Raw genomic sequence first — 14,972 nt, 5'->3', positions numbered from 1 at the left:
AGCCAGAGCCACCCGAGCCAGAGCCACCCGAGCCAGAGCCACCCGAGCCAGAGCCACCCGAGCCAGAGCCACCCGAACCAGAGCCACCCGAACCAGAGCCACCCGAACCAGAGCCACCCGAACCAGAGCCACCCGAGCCAGAGCCGCCAGAACCCGAACCGCCGGAACCCGAACCGCCGGACCCCGAACCGCCAGAACCCGAACCGCCAGAACCCGAACCGCCAGAGCCCGAACCGCCAGAACCCGAACCGCCAGAACCCGAACCGCCAGAACCCGAACCGCCAGAACCCGAACCGCCGGAACCCGAGCCGCCGGAGCTCCCGTTTCCGTTCCCGCCGTGCCCGTTATTTCCGCCGTTCCCGTTGTTTCCGCCGTTCCCGTTGTTTCCGCCGCCTCCGTTCCCCGACGCACTCGTCGCGCCGTCGCTGCCGCGGCCGCCACCGAACGCGCCGCCGTTCGCCGATCCGTTATTGCCGTCGCCGCTGGCCGCCGTGCCGTCGCCCGTCCCGCCCACACCGCTCAAAGCGGGATCGTTCACCGGATCTTGTACACAGCCCGCGCCGCCGCCCGCACCCTGACAATCCGGTGGACTCGCCGTCCGAGCGTCGTCCGTCGTTGCCGAGCTGACCTTCAAAGCCGATGCATCGAACGGCGCCGCATTTTGCAGCGCTGCCTTCGCAGGCGAACCCGAATCGCTGGAATAGGCCGTGTCCGCTTGCACCGCGGCGCCGGTCTCAGCGAACCATCTGCCCATGCCTTCCAAAAGCGAGCCGGCATGGGCGCCTCCGGCGAGCAAGATGAGCACGGCAGCCGCCGTCGCTTTGAGGGTTCCTGAAAATAAATAGGAGTCCTTAGTAATTCCCTTGGTTTTCATCGTCATCTCCCCGGCAGGAACGACGCGCGAATGTCGTCGTACTCCTGGCGCCCTAAGGCGACCATGGCTGCCCGGACAGGCTCGATGCCGGATATCACATGACGTGTGGCGTTCGGTTGTGCGAACGCGCACACATCAGCGGTCGCGATACCGTCGATCGACTGCTGCCGGGCCTGCGTTGGTCAACGCGGCCATGTGCGCGATTCATCGCGATAACCGTGCCATCGCGCGCAATCCCGCGCCCTGCATGGGCATGTCGCCGGCGCCATCGAAATTGGGCAAAGCGGTGGAGAGAATGCGGGTGTAAACGTTTCAAGGCTGATACGCGCAGGCGTTGCGCTCAATGAGCGGCACCGCACGAAGGAGAGACCAAGCCGAGAAGGGGAGAAGACAGCGTGCAACGCAACGCCAAGCAACGCGCTCAGCCGAAAGAAGTCGAGTGAAGTCGAACGCAGCCGAACGAAGCCGAGCCAAGCCGAGCGACATCGAACCGCTCAAGCGATCTGTTGGGTCTCGCGCTGAAGCGCGCGCAATTCGCTTACGGGGATGTGACAGCGGATATGATGCCCCTCGCCGGCGTCGGCGAACGGAGGATCGACTTGTTCGCAAACGGCGCCTAGCTTGCGCGGGCAGCGCGTGTGAAACACGCACCCCGTGGGCGGTGCCGCAGCGCTCGGCGGGTCGCCTGTCAATCGAATGCGCCCCTTCGTGCCGAGGCCTATGCCCCCGAACGTCGGCATCGCCGATAGCAGCGCTTCCGTATACGGGTGATGTGGCCCGTCGAAGACCGCATGCGCAGGGCCGATCTCGAGCAGCCGCCCGACATAGAGCACCGCAATGCGATCGGCCACGTAGCGCACCACGTGCAGATCGTGCGAAATGAAGACGTAGCTGACGCCGCGCTCGCGTTGCAGATCGGCGAGCAGATTCAAAATCGCTGCTTGCACGGAGACGTCGAGCGCCGAAGTCGGTTCGTCGCAGACCACGACGCGCGGATCGCCGGCAAACGCGCGTGCGATCGCGACGCGTTGTTTGAGGCCCCCCGAGAGTTGCCGCGTGCGCGCATCGAGGTAGCGCGACGGCAGCCTCACGGCCTGCGCGTGCGTAGCGAGGCGTGCGCCATGCGCGGGCCCGCGCAGCGCGCCGAGCTTCGACAGCGCGCGCCCGATGAGGCGCTTGACCGAGTGCGCGCGATTCAAGGCCGAATCGGGATTCTGAAACACGATTTGCAGCGATTTCACTTGCTCGTCGTCACGGCGTGCGACGTGCGCGGGCAACGGCTTGCCGTCGAGCTCCAATGTGCCGCCGCGGTCGGGCGCGATCAAACCGACCAGCAGCTTCGCGAGCGTCGTCTTGCCGCTGCCCGATTCCCCCACGAGGCCTAGCGTTTCGCCCGCGGCGAGATCGAGCGAGACATCGTCCACGGCACGGACCGCCACGCCCGACGCGTCGAACGTTTTCGACAAATGCGCGGCATGCAGCGCAAGCGAGGCGTGTGCTGCGGCACGGTCCCATGCCGGCTCGGTCCGCACGGGATCGGCTGCCGCGCGAGGCAAGCTCGCCGCCTGCTCATGGTAGTGGCAGCGCGCCATCTGGGGACCATGCGCGGCGTTGAACCGATGCGGTGGCGGCGTTTCGTTGCGGCAGTGATCGTCGGCAAGGCGGCAACGCGCGGCAAAGACACAACCCTGGATGGCGGCGCCGAGCGGCGGCAAGGCGCCCGCGATCGTATCGAGGCGCTCGCGGTCTTTGCTGCGGCCGGCTCGAGGCAGGCAGCGCAAGAGGCCGACCGTATAAGGATGGCGCGGCGCGGTAAAGACATCGTCGGTCGCGCCTTCCTCTACGAGCCGGCCCGCATAGAGCACGCCGACGCGGCTGCACATGCGGCCGATCACCGCTAGGTTGTGGCTGATGAACAGCACGGCCGTACCCGACTCCTCGCGCAGCTTCGCAACGAGATCGAGGACTTCGGCTTCGACGGTCGCATCGAGGCCCGTCGTCGGTTCGTCGAGGATCAGCAGCGCGGGTTTCGATGCCAGCGCCATCGCAATCACGACGCGTTGCTGCATGCCGCCCGATAGTTGATGTGGATAGCAATTCATGACGCGCTCGGGAGCAGCGATGCGCACGCGACGCAGCATGTCGAGCGCTTGCGCATGGGCCTCGGCCCGGGAGGCACCCGCCACTTCGAATGCCTCGGATACCTGACGAGCGATCGTCAGCGACGGGTTGAGGGCGCGCGACGGGTCTTGATAGACCATCGATACCGTGCGGGCGCGTAGCGAACGCAGTGCTTGCGGGGCGAGCGAGGCGACGTCGCGGCCGGCTACTGCAATGCGTCCTGCCTTGATGCGGCCATTGCGGGCCAAGTAGGCGAGCGCCGCAAGCGCGACCGTGGATTTGCCGCAGCCCGATTCCCCCACGAGACCGTACGCTTCGCCGCGCCGCACGCGGAACGTGACATCGTGCAGCACCTCGCGATCGCGGCCCCGAACGCGATAGGCGACGGTCAAGCCGAGGACGGCAAGCGCGTCGTCTTCGCCATGCGGCGCCGATTCATAGGCGGGGTAGGCGCGCCGCGCCGCAGTGCTCATCGGTCGAATACCCCTTGCACGCTGTCGGCGATCAGGTTGACGCCGACCACGAGCGTCGCGATCGCCGCCGCATCGAAAACGACCGTCCACCATGCGCCGCCTGTCATGAGCGAATACGATTCGGACAGCGCGAGCCCCCAGTCGGCGGACGGCGGTTGAATGCCGAAACCGAGAAACGACAGCGTTGCAACGGCGAAGATCGCGTAGCCGAGCCGCACGGTGGCTTCGACGATGATCGGCGGCAGCACGTTCGGCAAGATCTCGACGAACATGATGTACGGCGCGCGCTCGCCGCGCAGCTGCGCGGCATCGACGTAGTCGAGATGGCGCTCGGAGAACACGGCGGCGCGGACGGTGCGCGCGGTGATGGGCATGAACGTAAGCCCGATGACGAGCACGACGGTCGCGTTCGATGCCCCCAGCGCGGCCAGTGCCGCCAGCGCGAGCACGACGAGCGGCAACGCGAGCAGCGCGTCGATCAGGCGCCCGATCACATTGTCGAGCCACCCGCCGAAGTAGCCGACGACAAGTCCGAGCGCAGTGCCCGCCACCGTGCCGACGAGCGTGGCGAGCGGCGCGATCGTGAGGATGTCGCGCGCGCCGACGACGACGCGCGAGAACACGTCGCGGCCGAGTTGGTCGGTGCCGAACCAATGGGCGCGATCGGGCGGCAGCAGCGAATTGAGCGGATCGGATGCATAGGGATCGTGCGGCGCGATCAGCGGCCCGAAGATCGCGCAGACGAGCCAGAAACAGAGAATCGCCGTTCCGGCGATGAAGCTCGGCGAACGGGCGAGCGCGCGCAATGCCTCGAAACGCGGCGTCGTTTGAATGCGTTCGCCTGCCGTGGATGCGTTCGGCGACTCGATGGCCTGGTTCAAGCGGCACCCCCGAGGCGAAGCCGCGGATCGAGTGTGACGATGAGCGCATCGGCAACGAGATTGGCGAGCATATAGATGACGCCGACCGTCAGCACGCCTGCTTCGAGCATCGGAAAATCCTTCGCCGTGGCGGCGTTGTAGATCAAGGAGCCGATCCCCTGGTAGTGAAAGAGCGTCTCGACGACGACGAGCCCGCCGACCATATATCCGAGCTGGGTGGCCGATACCGTGATCGTCGGCATCAGTGCGTTCGGCAGCACATGGCGAACGATCACGACGCGCCGAGGCAATCCCTTGAGTACGGCCGTGCGCGTGTAGTCCGCATCGAGTGCCTCGACGGTGCCGGCGCGCGCCATGCGCGCGATGTAGCCGAAGAAAACGAAGACGAGCGGCAACGCGGGCAGGATCAAGTGACGCAGCGCAGTCCATGCGCCTGCGTCGTTCGGATAGCCGGCCTCGCTCGGGAGCCAACGCAGCCAGATACCGAAGATGAGGATCAGCGTGATCGACGACACGAACTCGGGCACGACCGTCGCCGACAAGCCGACGATCATCAGCGCGCGATCGAGCCACCTCCCCGCATGCAGCGCGGCCCAGACGCCGGCCGAGATCGCGAGCGGCACGACGATGACGAACGCGAGTGCGCCGAGCTTCGCCGAGCGCAGCAGCGCATCGCCGACGAACGGCGCGACGGGCGAGCGGTAAGCGTAAGACACCCCCATGTCGCCATGCACGAAGCGGCCGATCCATTGCACGTATTGGACCAGGACGGGACGATCGACGCCGAGTTGATGATCGAGCGCCGCCACGGCTCGGGCGTCGGCCAGGGGCCCGAGGATCGCGCGGCCGATGTCTCCGGGCAGCAACTGCCCGAGCGCGAAGACGATCATCGACAGCAGCCACAGGGTGACGAGCGAGAGCGCGAGCCTGCCCGCGAGGAAGCGGGCGATGCGCGCCGCGGTGCCGCGCGCGGCGCGGGGACTGAACGGAAGGGCGGTATCGGACATCAGCGAAGTGGCCGGAAAGGCTTCGATCCATCGAGCGTGCTGGCCGCCGTGCGCGGTGCGCGTGCCGGATCGATCACGCTGTCAACCGGGCGCGATCGAAATACATCTGCGAAATGGCGGTGAAACGCACGCCGGTCAGGTTCTTGCGCGTTGCGATGAGTTGATCGAAGAAGTACGGAATGACCATCGGCGTCTGGTCGAGCAGCAGCCTTTCGATCTCGCCCGCGATCTTCTTTTGCGAGGCCACGTCGAGCGCGCCGACGAATTGACCGACGAGCTTGTCGTATTGCGCATTGCTGAAGTGCGCGGCATTCCACGCGCCGCCACTCACGAGCGGTGCGTTCAAAAAGAGATTCGGCACGCCGCGGTGTCCGTAGTCGGTGATGCCGAGCGGCGCGTCGAGCCAATCGGAGTTGCCGAACGTGCCCTTGCCGTAATACTGGCCCTGGCTTTCCACTTTCAGCGAGAGATTGACGCCGATGGCCTTGACCTCGTTTTGCAAGACGACGGCGAGATCGGGAATCTCCATGAATTTCTCGGTGGTGAGCGTGGCCGCGAATCCATTGGGATGCCCCGCTTGGGCGAGCAATTTCTTTGCCTGTGCCACGTCGACGTGGCGCTGCGGCACCGAGGTGTCGGTCGCGGGAAAGATCGGTGCGAACGGGCTGTCATTCCCGGCCACGGCGCGGCCTTTGAACAGCCCTCGCACGAGCACGTTGCGATCGACGGCGAGCGCGAGCGCCTGGCGCACGCGTTTGTCGTTGAACGGCGCCGTGTCGCAGCGCATGTGGATTTGGCGATGCGCGCTCGATTTCACGCCCTGCACGCTGAACTCCGGATTGTTCAGGATGCCGAGCCCGCCTTGAACCGTCAGGTCGCCCATGACGTCGGCCTGCCGCCCCTGCAGCGCGAGGATTTGGGCTTGGCTATCGGCGTAGAACGCAAATTGCACGCGTGCGGGCAGGGCTTTTTCCCCCCAATAGTCGGGATTGCGCACGAACGACGCGCTGCGCTTGGGCTCGTACCGCTCCAGCTTGAACGGGCCGGTGCCGATGAAGCTCTTTTCGTAATCGTCGCTGAAGCCGGCCGGCAGGATCACGGCGTTGTAATTGTCCGAGGATACGTAGTAGGGGAAGTTGCCGTTCGGCACATCGAGATGGAATGCGACGGTATGGTCATCGACGGCGCGGGCGCCGCCTTTCGACAGCACGCCTTTGAAGACCGACAGCGCGGCCGACCCGCTCTTGGGATCGGCGAGGCGGTCGAACGTGGCGGCGACGTCTTTCGCGGTAAGGGGCCGGCCGTCGTGGAACTTCACATTGGGCCGCAGCTTGAAAGTCCAGACGTCGCCCTTGTCGTTTGCGCTCCACGAGAGGGCCAAAGCTGGTGTGAGCGTCGACTTGTCGCCTTCGTCGTTGACGAGGAATTCGCCCGTTTGCGCGATGAGGCAAAGGCCGGCGGCGTCGGATACCGTCAGCGGATCCACACGCCCGGCAGGCGTCAGATGGGCGACGCGAATCGTCGCATTGCCGGCCGCCGGCGCGCTTTGAGCGCGCGCGGACCGGGGCACGGCCAGCGCGCCGGCCGCAAGCGCGATGCTCGAGCAGCCGATGAGGCTTGCATGACGCAGCAGCTCTCGGCGCGAGATACGGTGCGCAAGATATTCGTCGATGGCGTGGTTGCCGAGATCGCCGGCATGGCGGCGCGTGGCATCGAGAGCGAGATCGAATGCGGCGGGTGTCTTCTTCATCGAGGTTTCCGGTTCGTGTGGGAGGCGCTCACGCGAAACGGCGCGGCGGCGACGAGCGGTGCTGCGACGACGAATGCCGTTGCAGTTTAACGCGACTCACGGCTCGCGCGTTTCCTCGATGACGAGATTGCCCAGACGAAAAGGCACGCAACGCCCGTTCGACGGTTCGACGGCCGATAAAAAAGCCTGCCGGGGTGCGGCACCCCGACAGGCTCGGCAACGGCTGCTTCGGCCCATTGGCCGGAGCGGACGGGACGCTGGCAGCGCTACTTGCCTTTCGAATTGACGATGCCTTCCGAGACGTTCGCCGGCGTTTCGGCGTAGTGCTTGAACTCCATCGTGTAGGTGGCGCGCCCCTGCGTCAGCGAGCGCAGCGACGTCGAATATCCGAACATCTCGGCGAGCGGCACTTCCGCGCGAATGACCTTGCCGCCGCCGCCCGCGATGTCCTCCATCCCTTGCACGATGCCGCGGCGGCCCGAGAGATCGCCCATGACGTTGCCCATGAAATCCTCGGGCGTTTCGACTTCGACGGCCATCATCGGCTCGAGCAGCACCGGCTTCGCACGCCGCATGCCTTCCTTGAACGCCATCGAACCGGCCATGCGGAAGGCGTTTTCGTTCGAATCGACGTCGTGATAAGAGCCGAACGTCAGCGTCACCTTGATGTCGACGACGGGGTAGCCGGCCAGCACCCCGCTTTTGAGCGTTTCCTGAATGCCCTTGTCGACGGCCGGAATGTATTCGCGCGGCACCACGCCGCCCTTGATCGCATCGACGAATTCATAGCCCTTGCCGGGCGGCTGCGGCTCCAACTTGATGACGACGTGGCCGTACTGGCCGCGCCCGCCCGATTGCTTGACGAACTTGCCTTCGACGTCTTCCGCGCTCGTGCGGATCGTTTCGCGGTAGGCCACTTGCGGCTTGCCGACCGTCGCTTCGACGTTGAACTCGCGCTTCATCCGATCGACGAGAATTTCCAGGTGCAGCTCGCCCATCCCGGAGATGATCGTCTGCCCCGATTCCTCGTCCGTCTGCACGCGGAACGAAGGGTCTTCTTGCGCCAGGCGGTTCAGCGCGATGCCCATCTTTTCCTGGTCGGCCTTCGTCTTCGGCTCGACGGCCTGCGAGATCACCGGCTCCGGGAAGATCATCCGCTCGAGGATGATCGGATTGGCCGGATCGCAGAGCGTGTCGCCCGTCGTCGCCTCCTTCAGCCCGACGGCCGCCGCGATGTCGCCCGCATAGACTTCCTTGATCTCCTTGCGGTCGTTCGCATGCATCTGCAAGATTCGCCCGACGCGCTCCTTCTTTTGCTTCGTCGAATTGAGGACCGTGTCGCCCGAATTGACGATGCCCGAGTAGACGCGGAAGAAGATGAGCTGGCCGACGAACGGGTCGGTCATGATCTTGAACGCGAGCGCCGAGAACGGCTCTTCGTCGCTCGGGTGACGCTCGGCTTCCTTGTCGTCCTCGTCGTGGCCCATGATGGCCGGCACGTCGACGGGAGAGGGCAGGTAATCGATGACGGCATCGAGCATCGCCTGCACGCCTTTGTTCTTGAACGCGCTGCCGCACAGCATCGGCACGATCTCGCCCGCGATCGTGCGCTTGCGCAAGCCGCCCTTGATTTCGGCTTCCGTCAGCGATGTGTGATCCTCGAGATACTTCTCGAGCAAATCCTCGCTGGCCTCCGCAGCGGCTTCGACCATCTTCTCGCGCCACTCCTCGGCGGAGGCGCGCAGGTCCTCAGGGATGTCCCGGTACTCGAACTTCACGCCCTGGCTTTCCTCGTCCCAGATGATCGCCTTCATCTTGACGAGATCGATCACGCCTTGAAAGTGCTCCTCTGCGCCCACGGGAATCTGGATCGGCACGGCCACGCCTTTGAGCCGCTCGCCGATCTGGCGCTGGACGCGGAAGAAGTCGGCGCCGACGCGGTCCATCTTGTTGACGAACGCGATTCGAGGCACCTTGTACTTGTTGGCCTGACGCCACACCGTTTCCGATTGCGGCTGCACGCCGCCGACCGAATCGTAGACCATGCATGCACCGTCGAGCAAGCGCATCGAGCGCTCGACCTCGATCGTGAAATCGACGTGCCCCGGCGTGTCAATGATGTTGATCCGATGCTCGGGATAGTTGCCGGCCATGCCCTTCCAGAACGCCGTCGTGGCGGCGGACGTGATCGTGATGCCGCGCTCTTGCTCCTGTTCCATCCAGTCCATCACGGCCGCGCCCTCGTGAACCTCGCCGATCTTATGGCTCACGCCGGTGTAGAACAGGATGCGCTCGGTAGTCGTGGTTTTGCCTGCGTCGATGTGAGCGCTGATGCCGATGTTCCGATAGCGCTCGATGGGAGTCTTGCGGGGCACGTCGATCTCCTTGGAATGTTGGCGCCGCGAACCGTTCTAGCGTGACCCGGATTGGTGCGCGGCACGTGCGGTGTTGCAGACCTACAAGCATAGCGCTTGCCCAAGGCTTTTGCAGGCGGCGTGCCCGATCGCGTCACTGCGGCGCGGGTAGCCCGCCGATCTTCATGCCGGGCTTGATGCCCTTCGCGGAGAACCAGCCGCGGCTCATCTCGAGCGCGTACACGCCGTTGTTGCGCGGGCAATGATTGTTGGTGGTCTCCGCCTGCATTTCGTCGATATCGGTAATCGTCCCGTCGGCGCGCATGAACGCGATCGACAGCGGGATCAGCGTGTTCTTCATCCAGAAGCAATGGACGGCGTTCTCGCCGAAGACGAACAACATTCCTTCGTTCGGCGCGAGCTGCGTCCGATACATGAGGCCTTGTTCCCGATCGGCATCGTTGGCCGCAACGGCCGCGTCGATCACGAACATTCCGGCCGTCAGCTTGACGTGCGGGAACGCCTCGGGCGGCTTGGCGCCGGCCGGCATGGCCTGGGCGAAAGCCTCAGCAGGCATGACTTGTGCGGCCGCGAGCGCGCACACGGACAGAACGAGGCGGAGCGCGAACCAGGCCATCCGCGAGCGAAACGAAAATCGCACGACACCACTCCTTTTCGACGACGATAAATCAGCGCATGTTACGCGAGCGGGCGCGGGCAGTGCAAAGCGTGCGCGCAAGCGAAAGGCGAGCGAATGGACGAGCCAAAGAAAAAAGGCAGGCACCTTGCGGCCACCTGCCTTCCAACGCCGTGAAGAACGGCAGTACTGCTGGTTCTTGACTGCGTCGTTACGACAAACTTACTCCGAAGCGCCCGAAGCGGCTTCAGCCTTGGCAGCCTTCTTCTTGGCGTGGTGCTTGGCGTGCTTCTTCATGTGCTTGGCGGGAGCCGAAGCAGCGGCCGGAGCCGAAGCTTCCGGAGCCGAAGCTTGTGCGAAAGCAGCCGTTGCGAACAGGCCAGCGACCAGAGCGGCGATCAGTTTGTTCATTTGTAAATCCTCAGCTTTAGTTAATTAACCAAATGACCCGGTCAATGAGTCAAGTCGGTAAACGTGCCATCCACCTTTCGGTTGACAGCCGCATCGAACAATTTTGCCGACGCGTCTGCGAGCACTCGGATCGACGTCGCGTACTGCGAAACCAATACGGCGGCGGGTGCCGAAGGCTAATGCCGGACAGCTTCAGGCGGCATCTGCGTTGGATAACGCGCGACGCGCGCAGGCGGTTGACGCGCCTACGGCGGCTTTTGCGATTACCGCAATCCGTCCCATGGCGCACGTGGCGGCACCTCGCGCCACTCGCCGGGTGCCAGGCCCAACGCAAAGAGATCCAACCGGCCGACGGCCGCGCGCACGAGCCGCAGCGTCGGAAAGCCGACCGCGGCCGTCATCCGGCGCACTTGGCGGTTCTTGCCTTCGGCGATCGCGATTTCGATCCAACTCGTCGGGATCGCCGCGCGGTAGCGCACGGGCGGCACGCGCGGCCACAGGCCGTGCGGCTCTTCGATTGCCCGCGCCTGACATGGACGCGTCACATAGTCGCCGAGATCGACGCCGGCGGCCAACTTCGCCAGTGCAGCGTCGTCGGCGAGGCCCTCCACTTGCGCCCAATAACGTTTGACGAGCTTGTGGCGCGGCTCGGCGATGCGAGCCTGCAGCGTGCCGTCGTCGGTGAGCAGCAACAACCCCTCGCTATCGGCATCGAGGCGGCCCGCGGGGTAGACGCCGGGCACGTCGACCCAATCGCCGAGCGAGGCACGCGTCTCGTGCGCTGAGAACTGGCAAATCGTGCCGAACGGTTTATTGAGGGCGATGAGGCGCATGAAAAAATGACCGGAGAGAGGCAAGGGCGAACGGAGCGCGCACCGTCACGCGAGGTGCGTGTACACGCCGGGCGCACGCTCCGTTCGGCTTCCAGGCCTCTATGGCAAATGGCGGAATCTTAATGCATAATACGGAACGCCCAAGTCTTTTGTCTTATATAAGACCCAAGACTGAATGTCTCGCTCGCCGTCTGTTTTCGGCGCGGGCCGCATCGAGCGGCGCTCTCTGTCCTGCCTATCCCTGTGCGGTTCGCGCTTGGCTGCCGCTTGGCGATCCGACGTGGGCTAGAATAGCCATCCAGCCGCGCTCGCGTGGCAGCGATCGAGCGCGCCGAACCGAAATTGGGCACGTGCTGCGCATCAAGCGCTCGGGAACGATAAGCGCCCGGTTGCGCCTTGCCGCACATCACTGCTTTCTACCCGCACAGCCAACACTGGAGTCGATCATGCCGTATCAGCACATCAAAGTTCCGACGGGCGGTGAGAAGATCACCGTCAACGCGGACTTCTCGCTCAACGTTTCCGACCAGCCGATCATTCCTTACATCGAGGGCGACGGCACGGGCTTCGACATCACGCCCGTGATGATCAAGGTGGTCGACGCGGCGGTCGAGAAGGCGTACGGCGGCAAGCGCAAGATCCACTGGATGGAAATCTACGCGGGCGAAAAGGCGACGAAGATCTACGGTCCGGACGTCTGGCTGCCCGAGGAAACGCTGCAGGTCCTGAAGGAATACGTCGTCTCGATCAAAGGCCCGCTCACGACGCCCGTCGGCGGCGGCATCCGCTCGCTGAACGTCGCGCTGCGTCAGGAACTGGACCTGTACGTCTGCCTGCGCCCCGTGCAGTACTTCAAGGGCGTGCCCTCGCCGGTGCGCGAGCCGGAAAAGACGAACATGGTGATCTTCCGTGAGAACTCGGAAGACATCTACGCCGGCATCGAGTGGGCGGCGGAATCGGAGCAGGCCAAGAAGGTCATCAAGTTCCTGCGCGAGGAGATGGGCGTCAAGAAGATCCGCTTCCCGGAAACGTCGGGCATCGGCGTGAAGCCCGTGTCGCGCGAAGGCACGGAGCGTCTCGTGCGCAAGGCGATCCAATATGCGATCGACAATGACCGCCGCTCGGTCACGCTCGTGCACAAGGGCAACATCATGAAGTTCACCGAAGGCGCGTTCCGCGACTACGGCTACGCGCTGGCTCAGAAGGAGTTCGGGGCGGAACTGATCGACGGCGGCCCGTGGATGAAGATCAAGAACCCGAAGACGGGCAACGAGGTCGTCGTGAAGGACGTGATCGCGGATGCCTTCCTGCAGCAGATCCTGTTGCGTCCTGCCGAGTACGACGTCATCGCCACGCTGAACCTGAACGGCGACTACGTTTCGGACGCACTGGCTGCGCAAGTCGGCGGCATCGGGATTGCCCCGGGCGCGAACTTGTCCGACTCCGTTGCGATGTTCGAAGCGACGCACGGCACGGCACCGAAGTATGCGGGCAAGGACTACGTGAATCCGGGCTCGGAAATTCTGTCGGCCGAAATGATGCTGCGTCACATGGGCTGGACGGAAGCGGCGGACACGATCATCTCGTCGATGGAAAAGTCGATTCTGCAAAAGCGCGTCACGTATGACTTCGCGCGCCTGATGGAAGGCGCGACGCAGGTCTCGTGCTCGGGCTTCGGCCAGGTGATGATCGAGAATATGTAAAACGGTTTCCGTGGGCCGTTGTCGAGGCCCGCGTCGCTCAAAAACCCAGCCGATCGAAAGATCGGCTGGGTTTTTTGTCGTTCATCGACGACCGCGGAATGATCGCAGTCATGCGTGGCGCGTTTCGTTCGATGTGCGTAGCTCGCGTGTGGATTGCGTGCTGTATTGACTTTCCGGTGTTAACCAGTAAATATTATGGGGTTCTTCTCCTGGGCCTGCCCATGTCCGATGCACCTCTACCGTTTCGTTTGAACGACCGGAATTTGCGCCGCTTGATAAGGGAGACGGCGGACGAAGCGCAGCGCGTGTTTTTCACGCCTCACGCGAGGCAACGGATGCGCGAGCGAAAAATCGACTCGGACCAAGTGCTCGACTGCCTGCGCAACGGCGTTGTGTCGGAGTCTGCGCACGTGAATATGCATGGCAACTGGCAGTGCACGCTGTGTCGTCGGAATGCAGGCGACGAGATTTCCGTGGTCGCAGCGCTCGAACGCGCGGAAGACGGAACCTGGATCATCGTGATTACGGTTTTTTGACGAGGACTATCGTGTACCACTACACAGAATGCGGGCTCGATAACGTCTGGCTCGAAAATGGATACACCAAGCGCCGTACGCCGTACGGCGTCGCAACGGCAGTCGAGGACGTCGATGGTCTTTACAAGGTCATCGGGCGCACGCTCGCGCTGAAAGGCCGCTTGACGGGCGCCGAATTCCGCTTCCTCCGAAAAAGGCTTGGTCTGTCGCAGGCGCGGTTCGCTACCCTGATCGGTAAGACCGAGCAGGCCGTTGCTTTATGGGAGCGCAAGGGGAACGTGCCGGAGACGGACGGTCGCATGCTGTGCGCGCTCTATCTCGAAGCTCAGGACGGGAGGCTTGGGCTGACCAAATATCTCGAGCGCATCGCGGAACTCGACCGGAAAGCCAGCGAAAAATTGGTATTTCACGACACGGCCAACGGCTGGTTACCGCTTGCGGCGTGAGTCGATCACCTGATGGATCGACGCTGCGACGATGTGCGCCGCATGTGCGCCTAAGGTGCGCGAGCGCATTCTTTCGGAACATCGACACGCACCGGTTCTGGGAACAAAAAAACCCGGCCGGAGCCGGGTTTCATGGGCGCTGCTGTCGAACCAGTCTTAGGCTGCCGACTGGATATTCGACGCTTGCTTGCCCTTCGGTCCTTGCACGACCTCGAAGCTGACCTTCTGACCTTCCTTGAGCGTTTTGAAACCGTTCATCTGGATGGCCGAGAAGTGCGCAAACAGATCCTCGCCGCCTTCATCGGGCGTGATGAATCCGAAGCCTTTCGCGTCATTGAACCATTTGACCGTACCAGTTGCCATACCAACTTCCCCTGTAACTCATGTCCCACGAGCATGCTCGAAAAGCTCGACAGCCGCTTATGCGCAGCCGCCCCCTCCGCACTAGCTCACCTCGGCATTTTTTTTCGTACTTCCACTTCCTGCGGCTAGCTGAAAAAAGTGCCAGCTTGATTGTTGGATGACTTTAACCAGGTGTCAAGAGAATTTTGAGATGTTTCCTGGAGTGCTGCATCGAACGAGTCGGCTCGGGTTTCTCCCGGTTTGCTGTGTTGCGCTGGCGCAAGCGACGGGGCTTGAAAAGTCGCATAATCGACTCAGATAGGCTCGACGCGGGCATAAACCGCGCTTGCATCCCGCGACGAATGTGGCGCCAAGAAACTCGGCACGCTATGTGCGATACTCGAAGCGGCCGCAGCGCCTAGCCGCGAAGCAAGACGGCGAAGGCGCGACGTTTGCAGGGGCGGGAAGCCCGCTGTGATCAAGAGCGCGGGCGGGCGCGGGTCGCTGCTCGGTAGCGGCCTGGTTCACCAACTCGTCGGTCGGGTTTTTTGCAGGATTGCGGGCCCGTCCGAGTTGTTTAGAATGGGTGTATGGCGATTATCCC

The 14,972-nt window shown here is 63.7% G+C and carries 12 protein-coding genes; 3 read left to right on the top strand and 9 right to left on the bottom strand.

Annotation, left to right across the window (positions count from 1 at the left end):
* Nucleotides 1-1,368: 1,368 nt before the first annotated feature.
* The 8 genes from ACTHNZ_RS15915 to ACTHNZ_RS15880 form a co-directional block, all read right to left on the bottom strand.
* Nucleotides 1,369-3,468: an ABC transporter ATP-binding protein gene (locus ACTHNZ_RS15915; protein WP_440543491.1), complete on the bottom strand. Its 2,100-nt coding sequence runs from the start codon at nt 3,466-3,468 to the stop codon at nt 1,369-1,371.
* Nucleotides 3,465-4,337 carry an ABC transporter permease gene (locus ACTHNZ_RS15910; RefSeq protein WP_440543492.1) on the bottom strand — a complete coding sequence of 291 codons (873 nt, stop codon included), beginning with the start codon at nt 4,335-4,337 and terminating at the stop codon, nt 3,465-3,467. Before ACTHNZ_RS15910 ends, ACTHNZ_RS15915 begins: the two co-directional genes overlap by 4 nt.
* Before the next feature lie 8 nt (nt 4,338-4,345).
* Complete coding sequence (locus tag ACTHNZ_RS15905; RefSeq protein ID WP_440543490.1) at nt 4,346-5,356, bottom strand: ABC transporter permease; 1,011 nt, start codon at nt 5,354-5,356, stop codon at nt 4,346-4,348.
* 73 nt (nt 5,357-5,429) lie between these two features.
* Nucleotides 5,430-7,106 (bottom strand): ABC transporter substrate-binding protein, encoded by a 1,677-nt coding sequence (locus ACTHNZ_RS15900; RefSeq protein WP_440543489.1) that lies wholly within the window; start codon nt 7,104-7,106, stop codon nt 5,430-5,432.
* A 266-nt stretch (nt 7,107-7,372) separates the two neighbouring features.
* Complete coding sequence (gene fusA / locus ACTHNZ_RS15895) at nt 7,373-9,481, bottom strand: elongation factor G (RefSeq protein WP_440543488.1); 2,109 nt, start codon at nt 9,479-9,481, stop codon at nt 7,373-7,375.
* Between the two features lie 133 nt (nt 9,482-9,614).
* Nucleotides 9,615-10,121 carry a DUF192 domain-containing protein gene (locus tag ACTHNZ_RS15890; RefSeq protein WP_440543487.1) on the bottom strand — a complete coding sequence of 169 codons (507 nt, stop codon included), beginning with the start codon at nt 10,119-10,121 and terminating at the stop codon, nt 9,615-9,617.
* Nucleotides 10,122-10,319: 198 nt separating this feature from the next.
* Nucleotides 10,320-10,508 (bottom strand): hypothetical protein, encoded by a 189-nt coding sequence (locus ACTHNZ_RS15885; protein WP_440543486.1) that lies wholly within the window; start codon nt 10,506-10,508, stop codon nt 10,320-10,322.
* A 263-nt stretch (nt 10,509-10,771) separates the two neighbouring features.
* Nucleotides 10,772-11,341, bottom strand: coding sequence for a pseudouridine synthase (locus ACTHNZ_RS15880; RefSeq protein ID WP_440543485.1), 570 nt, complete (start codon nt 11,339-11,341; stop codon nt 10,772-10,774).
* 446 nt (nt 11,342-11,787) lie between these two features.
* Here ACTHNZ_RS15880 and icd point away from each other — a divergent pair, with 446 nt between their 5' ends.
* From icd to ACTHNZ_RS15865, 3 genes are all read left to right on the top strand, one after another.
* Entirely contained in the window at nt 11,788-13,044 is a 1,257-nt protein-coding gene (icd, locus tag ACTHNZ_RS15875; protein WP_440543484.1) for an NADP-dependent isocitrate dehydrogenase, read from the top strand.
* A gap of 98 nt (nt 13,045-13,142) precedes the next feature.
* Entirely contained in the window at nt 13,143-13,580 is a 438-nt protein-coding gene (locus ACTHNZ_RS15870) for a DUF4258 domain-containing protein (protein WP_440543483.1), read from the top strand.
* 11 nt (nt 13,581-13,591) lie between these two features.
* A complete protein-coding gene (locus ACTHNZ_RS15865; RefSeq protein WP_440543482.1) occupies nt 13,592-14,026 on the top strand; it encodes a helix-turn-helix domain-containing protein in 435 nt (144 codons plus the stop codon).
* Nucleotides 14,027-14,182: 156 nt separating this feature from the next.
* Here ACTHNZ_RS15865 and cspD read toward each other — a convergent pair whose 3' ends face one another.
* Entirely contained in the window at nt 14,183-14,389 is a 207-nt protein-coding gene (gene cspD, locus ACTHNZ_RS15860; protein WP_007586257.1) for a cold shock domain-containing protein CspD, read from the bottom strand.
* Between the last annotated feature and the right edge of the window lie 583 nt (nt 14,390-14,972).

This window comes from Trinickia sp. (assembly GCF_051953955.1).
GTDB lineage: Bacteria > Pseudomonadota > Gammaproteobacteria > Burkholderiales > Burkholderiaceae > Trinickia.
The sequence above is the reverse complement of the archived record's forward strand: the minus strand, read 5'-3'. Positions and strand labels throughout refer to the sequence as shown.